Consider the following 12,494-nt stretch of genomic DNA (forward strand, 5'->3'; position numbering starts at 1 on the left):
TTTCATTGAGCGCGATACGTCGCGCTGCGCATCGCGTTGATCGCGGACACATCGCCCTCGGGCGCGGCGCGTACGTTCGCGTGCCGCGCCGCCAGCGGAATGCGCCGCGTGCTGCCCGGCGCGAGATGAAACCAGTCGATGCGCGCGTAGTAGTTCGGATCGACGACATGCACCCAGCGCGCAAGCTGATCCGTTCCGACGACGAGACTCCAGCCGTCGTCGTCTTTCTCGACGGCGGCATGCAGGGCGATATCGCGCCGCTCGCCAACCGACGGATCGGGAAAATGAAACGCTTCCGATAGCACCGCGCCCGTGTCCGTATCGCGCAGGACGACATGCGTCGCATCATGCGCACGCGGGCCGAAGCGGTACGCATATGCGATATCGAAGAACGCGCCGATCAGCGCATTCGACGAGACGCGCTGCACGCTGCGCGGCTGCAACACGAGATCGCGCGAGCCGCCCGCGACCTTCACCGCGCCATCGCGCAGGCAGGCGAGTTCGACGCGCGCCCGAATCTCGCGCGCGGTTTCGTTGACGAGATGCACGTCGAGGCCATCGAGTCCTTCATCGAGAATCAGCGCCTGCACGGGCTGCAACACGCGTGCGAGTCCATGCAGCGCGCTCTTCGGTGCGCCGAGCACATCGATCACGCCCCAGCCCGCACCCGGCCGCACATCGAGCAGATTCCATACGATGCCGCCCGCGCAGGTCGATCCCTCGCGACGCCATTCCGAGAACACCGCGCCGATCACATCCGCAACGACGGCGCGCGACAGTTCGAGATATCGCTCGGGGTTTTCATAACGCAGGCGCGGCACGTCCAGCCGATAGAGCGAGTGCATGTAGTGCTCGCGCACATCGTCGAAGTCCCATGCGGAGCCGGGATCGCGCGGCACGCCCGCTTTCCAGCGCGGTTCGTGCGCGCGCGGGTTCGGGATCGCGCGCAACGCGACATCGTCGGGGACGTTCGCGAAGGCGAGGCACTCGGACGCGAAACGCACCTGCGCGCGGCGTACGTCGTCGAAAGAACGCTGATACGCGGGCACGCCGTAGTAATGCGTGATGCCGCCGCGCGTGTTGAAGGGCATCGATTCGGTGTCGCCGGGTGCCGCGCTCGGCGAGTTCACGACATAGGCGACATCGGGCCGTCGTGCGGCGATCGCGTTCGGCAACAGTTCGGTGAAGAGGCGTTGCTGATATGCGTCGAACGGCAGGCCAAGCATTGCCGCCTGCTGATGCACTTCGCTTCCGCCGCACAGCACCGCAAGCGATGCGAAGCGGCGCGTGCGCGCAAGGAATTGCTCGGCTTCGCGCTGCACGCTGCCGCGAAAGGCTTCATCGTCGGGATAGTCGAAGTTCGCGAACGCGAAGTCCTGCCACACGAGCACGCCGTGCTTGTCGGCGAGTTCGTAGAAATTGTCGGATTCGTAGAGCGTGATGCCGCTCACGCGAACGATGTTGATGCCCGCGTCGCGCATCAGCCTGAAGATGCTGTCGAGCTTGTCGCGCGGCGCATCGAGTGCGACGATATCGGCCGAGGTCCAGCACGCGCCGCGCGCGAACACCGGCACACCGTTCACGACGAGCTGAAAGCCCTTGTTATCCGCGCCGCGATCGACTTCGATCGTTCGAAAGCCGACGTCGCCGAGCGCGATATCGCCGAGCTTCACGGCATAAAGCGACGGCTCGCCGTGCGTATGCGGATACCACGCGCGCACGTTCGGCACGCGCACCTGGCCAGTGAGCGTATGCGCGTCCTGCCATTGCAACGTGGCTTGCGTTTCGCCGCATTGCAGCGTGATCGGCCCGTGCTCCTGCGCATGAAAGAAGCGCACGGCGATATCCAGAACGCCGTCGTTTCCCTCGATGCGCGTATGCATGTCGACGTTGTCGATGCAACTGCGCGATTCACCGATCAATTCGATTGCGCGCCAGGGACCCGCCGGTTGAATCGTCGGGCACCATCCGGACATATGGCCGAGCAGCGTCGTACGCACGTTGCGCAGCGTCGCCGGTTGCGCGAGCTTCGGCCGCCAGCGTGCGCGTCCACGCTTCGCGGCCAGTGCGGGCGCGATCGAGCGAAAGCACAGATGCAGCATGTGATCGCCGTTCAGATCGACATCGAGATCATGCGCGACGAACATCGAATCCGTATCGAGCAGCTTGCGATCGTCGAGCCATATTTCCGCGATGGTCGCGAGTCCGTTGAAGCGCAAACGGCGCTTGCCGTTTCCCGAGAGCTTCACGCGATACCAGTGATCCACATGCGCGAACGGTTGCGCGAGCGCTTCATCGTTCACGCCCGACGCACGCAAGGCCGCTGCGATGGTGCCGGGCACGGGCGCGTCGATCCACTGCGTGAACGTATCGAGCGATGCGGGCGCGGCGCACGCGCCCGCGGGCGTGCTCACGCACTGCCAGCCTTCGGACAGACGCCGCGGCGCGTGCGCGGACAAGACGTGCATGAACCTTCCTCGTTGATGGACGTTGATGGAATCCGATGAACGACACCGAAGCCGCGCGTGAAAGCGCGGCTTCGGCGTTCAGAGAAAGCGCGCGGCGAGCGGCTCGATGACTCTGTCGTAGGCAGCCTGCATTGATTCGAGACAGTCCTCGCACGGATCGATGCGCGAACGCATGCGTGCGCGCGCGAGGCGGAACTGCATGACCATCGCTTCGCTCGCGATGGACTGCGCGTTCGCCTGAATCTCCCTCGCCACTTCCACGCCGTGCTGGTTGAGCCAGCCGAGATACTTCGACAGCAGCTCGAAATTCGAGCCGAGCTGACGCATCACGTTGAACGTGTAGAGGTGATAGTACGCAGGGTCGCGTTCGAGCAATGCGCGCAAGTGCTCGGGAAAGGCCGCGCGCCATTGCGCGACCGGGTTCGTCGCGGGACGATCCACGAGGCGCAACGCGAGCAGTTCGACCGAGCGTTGCACCATCGCCTGGCCTTGCAGCGGTGCGCGCGCGCGCTTCACGAACTCGACGTACGGGAAGAGCGCGTGCACATCGCTTGCGAGGCCGGGCATCAGACGGAACACGCCATCGTAGTCCTCGCCCGACAACGCGAAATAGCCCGCGTTATGGAAGTACGTGATGCGCTTCGCATCGGTATCGATCGCGTCGATGGCGATGGTCGTCTTCGTATGTGTCTGCCGGTACGCGGTTGCGCGCGTATCGGGCAGATAGTACGAGTCCATCTCGACCACCACCATCTGCCCGCGCCGCGTCTGTTCGCGCACGTGCGCTTCCAGCGTGTCGAAGATCGCGAGCTCCTGGGCCTGCAGGCCGTAGAGCCGCGATATATCGTCGAGCGAGAACTTCGGGAACGTGAACTGATCGCCCTCGAACGCCTGCGTCACCGTGAAGCCGAGCGCCGCATGCGGATCGCAGCCATAGTGGTTCAGCAGCTCGATCCACAGGTCGACGTAGCAGTTCGTCTCCAGCCACACGCGCTCGTCACGATGCAGCGCGTGCTGACGGAACTGGCCGTCCGCGGATGCGGGCGTGTGGGTTACGGCTTCTGCCGGCGAGCGTGCGTTCATGCCTGGCTGCCCAGGCTGGCGAGACCTTGCTCGATGAGCGGCGCCTTGTCGCCCCACAGCAACTGACGCACTTGCTCGGGCCACGCGTTGACATCGAGACCGTGATGGCGGAACAGCGCGAGCGTCGTGCGCTCCATGCCGAATCCGACACACGCGGTATGCGCGACCTGCTCGTCGGCCTGGTTGATGTGCCACAGCTCGCCGAAGTGATCCTGATGATAGTTGAACGAGAGGCACGCGGTCGGACGATCGGGCGTTGCAACCGGCACCAGCAGTTCGAACTTGAGTTGCTGCGCGCGCTGGCTATCCGCGACGATCATGCCGCCGCGACCGAAGAACGGATCGTTGGCGAGATCGATCTCGAAGGGCAGTTCGAGCAGATTCACGAGTAGCGAGCCGCGCTCGATCCACTTCTGACGGAACGCCATCACCTGCTCGGGGCTGCCGACGCGAATGTACTCGCGCATGCGGAACATCTGCATGCGGCCCGGATCGATGGACGGCTCGTGACGGAAGCAGTACGAGAACGCATCGAAGGTCGCGCCGTCTTCGGCGAGCTTGCCGCGCTTCGCGACGAGCGGATAAATCGGATAGCAGGCGGCCGGCGTGAGCACGAGGCGCGTGGGCTTCTGCTGATCCATCCAGTCGTCGGAACGCTCTTCTTCCTCGCCGATATGCACGATCTTGTCGAGCGCTTCGAGCAGGCGATGATGCCCGCGGTCAGTGCCCTGGAACGAGTGGATCGTGCCCGCGAGATTTGGGAAGCTCTTCAGATACTCGCTGTCCTCGAAGTCGCGGCGGCGCATCGCGGGCGGGAAGCGCAGCACTTCCGCTTTTTGATCCGCGCCGAGCATCGTGATCGCCTGATTGAGACGCTCGACGACATCCTCGAATACTTCGCTGCGGCCATAGAGACCGTCTTCGCCCGTGTCGAGCAGAATCCCGGCTTCGATCAGGCGATCGCGCAAGGTCAGGTCCGATTTGTCGTACGGTGCCCGAGTCTCTTGTGATTGTGCTTGTGCTTCGGCCTGCATCATGGCGGCCTGTTCCGTCGGCATGTTCATATCGTCAAATGGTTCCCGTTGCGGCGCGCTGCGCAAGCAGCAGATTCGCCGTGTTCAATTCGATGCGGTCGTTGCTGATCATGAGCGGGGCGGAATGCAGATCACGCAGATGGCGCCCCACGCTGAACGGCGTGTCGTTCTTGTAACCGGCCATGCCGCAGATCATCAGCGTCTCCTGCACGACATGCACCGCCGATTGCGAAATCGCCAGCTTGAGCATGTTCAGGTCCGCGTTGATGCCGATCGACGCCGCGAGCGGCGCGTCATCGTCATTGCTCTGGCTCGCCTTGCGCGCCGCGCGTTCGGCCTGCGCGGCCTCGACATTGGCGAGCGATTCGCGCAGACGCGCCTGCATCATCTTGATGAGCGTGAGCACTTGCGAGAGCCGTGCAGCCGAGGGCGGCAACGCGGGTTTGCCACGCGCCTGATTGCGGAAGAACTGATGCGCGCGGTTGGCCGCGTCGCTCGCGATCCCGCACCATACCGACGACCACAAGGTATGCGATACCGGCAGCATGCTTTCGTCGGCGATCTTCGAGAACGGCGTCGGCAGGATCTGTTCGGCCGTGCCGCTCGCGACGAGACGATGTCCTTCGCTGCACGTGCCGCGCATGCCGAGCGTGTCCCACGTGCCGCGCTGTTCGAGCGTGAAGGTATCGCGGGGAGCGACGATCAGCACCTGATCCGAAGGCGGCGCATCCGGATGACGGCGCGCCGTCACGAGAATGCAGTCGGCATACTTGCCGTACGAAATGGTCGGCGCGAGCTTCTCGATGCGAAACGCGTTATCGACGAGATCGACCGCGCATGCGCTGGTGCGCATGTTGCCGCCGATGTTCTCTTCCGATGTCGCCGATGCGAGCAGCAACTGCTCGTTGACCATGCGCGCGAGGAAATCGCGCTGCCACGCGACGTTCACGCCATGTTCGACGATGCACACGACCTGGCTCTGATGCATCGCGTAGATCATCGCGGAGGATGCGCAGCCTTGCGCCAGCGCTTCACACAAGCGCGCGACGCTGGTGAGCGAGAGGCCATCGCCGCCATACGCTTTGGGGATCATCGCCGAGAAGAGGCGTTCATCGCGCATCGCGGCGATCGCTTCAGCGGGAAAGCGTGCCTCGCGGTCCACCGCATCGGCGTGCTTCGCTGCGATGGCCGCGACGCGCTTGGCGGCTTCTATCAGCTCGCTTTCGCCGCGCGCGTGCACGCTTTGCGCGAGCTCGGCTATTTCCAGCTCCTGAGCGGGCGCGTTCATGCTGCCGCCTGCTGCTGACGACGCAGTTCGTCGACGGCGGACGCGAGCGAATCGACGCTCGAGAACAGGCGGCGCGTGAGCATGTGATCGGGAATCTCGATGCCGAACTCGTCTTCGATCGCGAGCATCACGTGTACCGTGGCAAGCGAGGAAAGACCTGCGGCGTAGAGATCGTCGCCGTCGGCGAGCGTGTCGATAGGCACGTCGAGACGAGCGGACTCGGCGAGGATGCGACGCAATTCAGTTTTCATTGTGTATGTTTTCCCTTGTACCCGGCCAACGGTGCAGCTAATCCGGAGTGCGGCGATGAATTCTTATCGAATGCCGCAGTGCTCCGGGACTCAAAGTCAGTGTTGTTGTTCGCGTCTCGTGATGACGCCTTCGCGAGCGCCCTCGCACCCACTGTCTTGTTTCTCGTTTGATCGTATTTAACGAATTACGAGGCCCCTGCGTCCGTGCGATGCCGCACGGTTGGCTTCGATGAGAATCCGGCGCTCTGTGCGATATCAAGCATGCTGCGAAGTAACGGCATCATTCGAACTGATGCGGGGCGCGGCTTGCGGCGATGCAGGTAACTCCTGCGTCTTTTGCGTTGCGGACCTTGCAAAAACTATGCGCAAGTAGAAAGGTGTTTGAAAACTTATTGGGCGGGGTGAGGTAATTGATACTGACAGTCTTAATGATGGCATTCGTTGTGCTGGGCATTGCGTGGAAGAGACGGCGTATCGCCGTCATGCTCGTTGCGGGCGTCGTATTCTGGCTGCTTGGGAGTTGGCTGCCCGGACCGCTGGTGCGGCTTGCGAATCATGGTCACGCTTCCATGATCGAGCCGACGCTCGGTGCGCGTACCGCGATCATCGTGCTCGGCGGCGGGACCTGGTATGACCGGCAGCGGCGTCTGGTGCCAAAGGGCGATTCGGGAACGCGCGTCGAACTCGCGGCAGCGCTTTACAAACGCTGCGTCGAAACGGAGCGGGAATGCTTCGTGATTATGAGCGGAGGCAATCCGCAGCATCACGAACAGAGCGAAGCGGATTTGTACGGCGGCTTGCTCGTCGATGCAGGCGTGAAGCGCGCGGATCTGATTCTCGAGAACCAGAGTCTCGATACCTACGAGAACGCGCGCAATACGGAAAAGATATTGCGCTCGCGGCAATACGACGCTTCAGTGCTGATTACGTCGTCGTTGCATATGCGGCGTGCCTTGCTCGCTTTCGATGCCTTCGATCTTCATCCTCAACCGGCGGTTGCCTTTAATCGGATTCCGCGAACGTGGTGGGTGCCACATCGGAGAGGATGGTTCGATGCAGACAGCGCGTTGCATGAATTGGTCGGTATCGCACGGTTTTATGTGTGGAGATGGGTTGGGTTGTATTAGCGTGGGCGATTGCGTTCGCGCGGTCTGACGGACGAATCGCCCAGAATCTGTCGTTACAGTTCGGCGTATATCTCGGTCATATGGCTGTCCCCGCGACGATAACCCGGACGTTCGCCCGAGAAAGTCTCACCTGTAACCGCCAGGTCTTTAATCTTCGAAAAAACGCAGAAATCCCATTCGTGTCCCGGAGTGACGTGTCCTCCTTTCGTTTGAAAGCATCGAAGGACCTCGTTTCCGGTCCTCGATCGTCCTACCGCGTGCGGTTCGACCACTCTTCGGAGGCCGTCATAGCTGAACGAAAGAACCTTTCGGGTTTGGATCGCGTCGATGATTATCCTGCGCATAAAAGCTGCCTCATCACAGTCAAGGTACGTGGAATCTTCCACAATTGGCAAGCATTCCTAATATGCTTTGCCTGACTGTTTTAGCGTCTATCGACCGCAATGAGCAAACAGACTATTCCGAATTTCGCTTAGAAATGTATGGCGTCCCGTAAATAAGCCGCCGTCTTACTCGAAGCAAACTTCGCGATGCTCGAAGGCACACCCGCCACCACGATCCTGCCGCCATCCTCGCCCGCGCCGGGACCGATATCGATGACCCAATCGGACAGCGATGCGACGCGCATGTCATGCTCCACGACCACCACCGTATTGCCCGCATCCACAAGCCCATGCAATTGCGTCATCAAGCGGTCGACGTCGGCGGGGTGAAGGCCCGTCGTGGGTTCATCGAGGATATAGAGCGTGTCGCCGCGATGCGCCCGCTGAAGTTCCGTCGCGAGCTTGATGCGCTGCGCTTCGCCGCCCGAGAGTTCCGTCGCGGGCTGCCCGAGCCGCAGATAACCCAGTCCGATATCGCGCAATACGGCGAGCGCGCGCATCACGTTCGGCTCATCGGCGAAGAACGCGCATGCGGAGTCGACGCTCATGTCGAGCACATCGGCGATGTTCCTGCCTTGCCATTCGATCTCCAGCGTCTGCGGGTTGTAGCGCGAACCGTGACAGGTCGCGCAGGACGTATAGACGCTCGGCAGGAACAGCAATTCGACGCTGACGAAGCCTTCGCCCTCGCATGTCGGGCAGCGTCCTTGCGCGACGTTGAACGAGAAACGCCCCGCGCCGTAGCGGCGCTTGCGCGCGGCGGGCGTATCCGCAAACAGCTTGCGAACGTGATCGAAAAGGCCGGTATAGGTCGCGAGGTTCGAGCGCGGCGTGCGGCCGATCGGTTTCTGATCGACGCGCACGAGACGCCGGATCGTTTCCATCCCTTCGATGATGCGTCCGCCAGCCGATGCAGCCGCTGGCGTGAAGAGCGGGTCCTGTTCGTCTTCCTCCGTGTCGTCGAGCGCGCGCCCGAGCCGTTCCGCGACGAGTTCGGGCAAGGCCTGACTGACGAGGCTCGACTTGCCCGAACCCGAGATGCCCGTTACCGCTGTGAAGGCGCCGAGCGGAAACGCGGCGTCGATGCCATGCAGGTTGTTACGCGTGATGCCTTCGAGCCGCAACCAGCCGCGCGGCTCGCGCGTGGCGCGTGCGATCGTCTGCTTCGGGGCGAACAGATGCTTGCGCGTCTGCGACTCCTCGATCGATGCGAGGCCGTCGGGCGGCCCGCTGTACAGCACGTGACCGCCGCGCTCGCCCGCCTCCGGACCGACATCGACGAGCCAGTCCGCGCGCCGCATCGTATGCAGATCGTGCTCGATGACAAACAGAGAATTGCCCGCGGCCTTCAGGCGCTGCAATGCGGCGAAGAGCGCTTCGCTGTCGGCGGGATGCAGGCCCGCGGAGGGTTCGTCGAGCACATACACGACGCCGAAGAGTTGCGACGCGAGCTGCGTCGCGAGTCGCAGACGTTGCAGTTCACCGGAGGACAGCGTGGGCGTCGCGCGATCGAGCGACAGATAACCGAGGCCGAGATCGATCAGCGTGGCGAGCCGCTCCAGCAGTTCAGCGGCGATACGCTCGGCGGCGGCGCGTTTCTCGCTGGAGAGGTTCGCGGTGCGGCGCACGTCGGGCGCGGCCTTGTGCGCCGAGCCGCCTGCCGCGACGCGCTTCGCGGTCGCCGCGACCCGGTCTTTCTTCGCGAGGGCGGATGCGGGCGCGCCGTCGTCAATGGGCCAGTCGCCGTGCGCGATGGGCGCGAGCAGATCGGCGAGACGGTTGAGCGGCAATCGCGCGAACTCGGCGATATCGAGGCCCGCGAAGGTCACGGACAGCGCTTCCTTCTTGAGCCGCTTGCCGTGACACGCGCGGCAATCGCTGCCGATCATGAAGCGCGACACGCGCTTTTTCATGAGCGCGCTCTGCGTGTGCGCGAAGGTGTGCAGCACGTAGCGGCGCGCGCCCGTGAAGGTGCCCTGATAGCTCGGTTCCGCGCCGCGCTTCAACGCCGCCTGCGTTTCCTTCGGCGTGAGTCCGGCATAGACAGGCGCCGTCGGCTGGTCTTCGGTGAAGAGAATCCAGTCGCGGTCCTTCTTCGGCAAGTCGCGCCACGGTGTATCGACGTCATAGCCGAGCGTCACGAGGATGTCGCGCAGATTCTGCCCGTGCCATGCGGGCGGCCAGGCGGCGACGGCGCGCTCGCGGATCGTCAGCGAGTCGTCGGGCACCATCGACTTTTCGGTGACTTCGTAGACGCGTCCGAGGCCGTGACACACGGGGCACGCGCCCTGGACCGTATTCGGCGAGAAGTCTTCCGCGTAGAGCATCGGCTGCTTCGGCGGATAGCTGCCGGTGCGCGAGTAGAGCATGCGCACGAGGCTCGAAAGCGTCGTCACGCTGCCGACCGACGAACGCGCATTCGGCGCGCCACGCTGCTGCTGAAGCGCGACGGCGGGCGGCAAGCCCTCGATGGAATCGACTTGCGGCACGCCGACCTGTTCGATGAGACGCCGCGCATACGGCGCGACCGACTCGAAATAGCGCCGCTGCGCTTCGGCGTAGAGCGTGCCGAATGCCAGCGACGATTTGCCGGAACCCGATACGCCGGTAAAGACCACGAGGGCATCGCGCGGCACGTCGACATCGACGTTCTTCAGATTGTGCTCGCGCGCGCCGCGCACGCGCACGAAGCCGGCGCGCGAGCGGGCCGCGGTCTCGTCGGGGGCGGCTGATTTGCGGGTATTTTTGCGGACATCCATGAGCAGGGCGGCTTCGGGGCCGGACGTGACATCGGAAGGGAGGAGATTTGCATGCAGCATGCCATATACCCGATGGCATTTTGCGCTATTCATCTTGAATGCGAAATGCAAGCCGAGGCGGGGTGCGGCTTGCGCGTAGAGAGGAGCAGAGTCGCGCCAGGGCAGAAGATGGGCGGCGCACGTGACGAAGAACGTGCGCCGTCGCGGGATTCAATCGGCGCGAATCAGACCGTCGCGCCTTCCACGTCGATATCGTCGGTCCCGAGCCGCGAGAAGATGTCGCAGACCGCGCGCATCTCCGCGTCGTCGCGAATGCTGACGATCACGCGCGTGACTCCGCACGCGGCGTCCGCATCGCCGCCGTCGGCGCCGAACGAGGGAAGGATGTCGTCTCCCGACACGTCGAGGCCGAACGGATAGTCGTGCGTATCGACGACGCCGAGATGTTCGCCGTGGCCCGCGTATTCCGCCGCGATCCATTGCGTCTGCAAGGCGGCATTCTGTGCTTGCGATGCACGGAAGTCGGCAAACCCGCTCATGTTCGCGACGCGAACCCGATCGCCCGCGATGCCTTCCGCCCGTAGGTCTTCCAGTGCTTCGTCCAGCTTACGGGAGCCAAAGAACGCTCCACTGACTTCACGCATCATTTGCTCGTCTCCTTGCCTGCCAACTCGATGCTGCGCTTCAGTATCGCCGCGAATCCGGCGAATGTGAATACGGAGATGCACCGGCTGCCGCCTGTTTAAATGAGCGAGACGCGCGAGAGGCGCAAGCCGCGTGGTGTAGCGCATAGACACGCGCGGCGACGAGCCGGTGAACCGCTGATTCTGGCCCGCGAGTGCGCGAGAAGATGGCGAATCCAACGGATGCGGACATGGATTCGCGAGCCGGACGATGAAGCGAACCTGCATTGTTCCAGATGGACTGCCGCCGTCTGCGTGCGGCGGATGCCGTCTGACGGCGCGGTTTCACTTCATGCTGTACTTCAACTTTACGCCGCAACAGACGGTTTATCAACGGTTTGTTTTGTCCCTAATCGCATGATTTCGCAGGGGTTTTCCAGCATGGCCAAATCGGCCGGGTGCGTAGCCGGACCGCGGCCGATTCAATAACGCCAGTAAAGCGAGTGCTGCTTCTAAATGACCCATGCGCGCCGCCGCATATTTCGATCTGAAATCGATAGTCATCGTACAAGCTGTGCCGCGCCCTATAATTGCTCATCGAGCACACCAAGACCGGCCCTTCAATGTCACAAGCCCTCGCGTCCGGCGCGCTTCGCCGCTCTCGCAATCTCACCGAAGAAGTCGTCGCCGAGTTGTCCGAGCGGATTCGCAGCGGCGCGCTGCAACCCGGCGACAAGCTGCCGACGGAATCGGAAATCATGGCCCAGCTGGGCGTGAGCCGAACGGTCGTGCGCGAGTCCATTTCGCGGTTGCAGGCAGCGCGGCTGGTGCAGACGCGTCACGGCATCGGCACTTTCGTGCTCGAAGCGAGCGATCAGGAACGCTTCCAGATCGAAGCCGCGGGCGATCTCACGGTGCGCGACGTGATGGCGATCCTCGAGTTGCGCATCAGTCTCGAAGCGGAGGCGGCCGGACTCGCCGCCATGCGACGCACCGATGAAAACCTCGCGCAGATGCGCCGCGCGCTCGATGAATTCGAGCGGCTCATCGATGCGGGCGAGGGCAACGCCGTCGTCGCCGATGTCGCGTTCCATCTCGAACTCGCCAAGGCTACCGGCAACCGCTATTTCCACAGCATTCTGAGCCAGCTCGGCAACACCATCATTCCGCGCACGCGCGTCAATTCGGCGGCGCTCGCACATAACGATCCGGGCAGCTATCTCGATCGCGTGAATCGCGAGCACGAAGACATCTACGATGCCATCGAGCGACGCGATCCCGAGGCGGCGCGCGCGGCAATGCGTATGCATCTGTCGAACAGCCGCGAGCGCTTGCGGCGCGCGCACGAAGCGTCGTCGAAGACGCAGGACGCGATTTAACTTAGAAGGACACGCGGCGTATCGTCGCGTAGCGAAAAAATACTTAGTAAAACGAATAAGTTCGCTCTTAGCCGATGCGTTCTGATCTGCGCTTCTTAG

General features: G+C 63.1%; 9 protein-coding genes. 2 read left to right on the top strand and 7 right to left on the bottom strand.

Annotated elements, in window-relative coordinates; genetic code table 11:
- Positions 1-2 precede the first annotated feature (2 nt).
- From NK8_RS27895 to NK8_RS27915, 5 genes are all read right to left on the bottom strand, one after another.
- Positions 3-2,468 (bottom strand): glycoside hydrolase family 2 protein, encoded by a 2,466-nt coding sequence (locus NK8_RS27895; RefSeq protein ID WP_213232975.1) that lies wholly within the window; start codon positions 2,466-2,468, stop codon positions 3-5.
- 78 nt (positions 2,469-2,546) lie between these two features.
- Positions 2,547-3,551 carry a DUF1839 family protein gene (locus NK8_RS27900; protein ID WP_162069888.1) on the bottom strand — a complete coding sequence of 335 codons (1,005 nt, stop codon included), beginning with the start codon at positions 3,549-3,551 and terminating at the stop codon, positions 2,547-2,549.
- A complete protein-coding gene (locus tag NK8_RS27905) occupies positions 3,548-4,615 on the bottom strand; it encodes an amino acid--[acyl-carrier-protein] ligase (protein WP_225936491.1) in 1,068 nt (355 codons plus the stop codon). Before NK8_RS27905 ends, NK8_RS27900 begins: the two co-directional genes overlap by 4 nt.
- Before the next feature lie 4 nt (positions 4,616-4,619).
- Positions 4,620-5,873 carry an acyl-CoA dehydrogenase family protein gene (locus tag NK8_RS27910; protein ID WP_213232977.1) on the bottom strand — a complete coding sequence of 418 codons (1,254 nt, stop codon included), beginning with the start codon at positions 5,871-5,873 and terminating at the stop codon, positions 4,620-4,622.
- Positions 5,870-6,124 carry an acyl carrier protein gene (locus NK8_RS27915; protein WP_061179864.1) on the bottom strand — a complete coding sequence of 85 codons (255 nt, stop codon included), beginning with the start codon at positions 6,122-6,124 and terminating at the stop codon, positions 5,870-5,872. Before NK8_RS27915 ends, NK8_RS27910 begins: the two co-directional genes overlap by 4 nt.
- Before the next feature lie 428 nt (positions 6,125-6,552).
- Here NK8_RS27915 and NK8_RS27920 point away from each other — a divergent pair, with 428 nt between their 5' ends.
- Positions 6,553-7,251: a YdcF family protein gene (locus NK8_RS27920; protein WP_225936492.1), complete on the top strand. Its 699-nt coding sequence runs from the start codon at positions 6,553-6,555 to the stop codon at positions 7,249-7,251.
- 472 nt (positions 7,252-7,723) lie between these two features.
- Here NK8_RS27920 and NK8_RS27925 read toward each other — a convergent pair whose 3' ends face one another.
- Both NK8_RS27925 and NK8_RS27930 read right to left on the bottom strand, forming a co-directional pair.
- Complete coding sequence (locus NK8_RS27925; RefSeq protein ID WP_213232981.1) at positions 7,724-10,393, bottom strand: excinuclease ABC subunit UvrA; 2,670 nt, start codon at positions 10,391-10,393, stop codon at positions 7,724-7,726.
- A 224-nt stretch (positions 10,394-10,617) separates the two neighbouring features.
- Entirely contained in the window at positions 10,618-11,040 is a 423-nt protein-coding gene (locus tag NK8_RS27930) for a hypothetical protein (protein WP_162069883.1), read from the bottom strand.
- A gap of 599 nt (positions 11,041-11,639) precedes the next feature.
- On the opposite strand from NK8_RS27930, the gene NK8_RS27935 reads away from it, so the two are divergent.
- On the top strand, positions 11,640-12,395 hold the full coding sequence (locus NK8_RS27935; protein ID WP_213232983.1) for a FadR/GntR family transcriptional regulator: 756 nt from the start codon (positions 11,640-11,642) through the stop codon (positions 12,393-12,395).
- Positions 12,396-12,494: the final 99 nt, after the last annotated feature.

Origin of the sequence: Caballeronia sp. NK8 (assembly GCF_018408855.1) — a bacterium.
Classification (GTDB): domain Bacteria; phylum Pseudomonadota; class Gammaproteobacteria; order Burkholderiales; family Burkholderiaceae; genus Caballeronia.

What these genes read in the sequence shown, in the direction of transcription:
- NK8_RS27900 (WP_162069888.1), bottom strand. Translation starts at nt 3,551, where the DNA reads ATGAACGCACGCTCGCCGGCAGAAGCCGTAACCCACACGCCCGCATCC.
- NK8_RS27925 (WP_213232981.1), bottom strand. Translation starts at nt 10,393, where the DNA reads ATGGATGTCCGCAAAAATACCCGCAAATCAGCCGCCCCCGACGAGACC.
- NK8_RS27930 (WP_162069883.1), bottom strand. Translation starts at nt 11,040, where the DNA reads ATGATGCGTGAAGTCAGTGGAGCGTTCTTTGGCTCCCGTAAGCTGGAC.
- NK8_RS27935 (WP_213232983.1), top strand. Translation starts at nt 11,640, where the DNA reads ATGTCACAAGCCCTCGCGTCCGGCGCGCTTCGCCGCTCTCGCAATCTC.
- NK8_RS27895 (WP_213232975.1), bottom strand. Translation starts at nt 2,468, where the DNA reads ATGCACGTCTTGTCCGCGCACGCGCCGCGGCGTCTGTCCGAAGGCTGG.
- NK8_RS27920 (WP_225936492.1), top strand. Translation starts at nt 6,553, where the DNA reads ATGATGGCATTCGTTGTGCTGGGCATTGCGTGGAAGAGACGGCGTATC.
- NK8_RS27905 (WP_225936491.1), bottom strand. Translation starts at nt 4,615, where the DNA reads ATGAACATGCCGACGGAACAGGCCGCCATGATGCAGGCCGAAGCACAA.
- NK8_RS27915 (WP_061179864.1), bottom strand. Translation starts at nt 6,124, where the DNA reads ATGAAAACTGAATTGCGTCGCATCCTCGCCGAGTCCGCTCGTCTCGAC.
- NK8_RS27910 (WP_213232977.1), bottom strand. Translation starts at nt 5,873, where the DNA reads ATGAACGCGCCCGCTCAGGAGCTGGAAATAGCCGAGCTCGCGCAAAGC.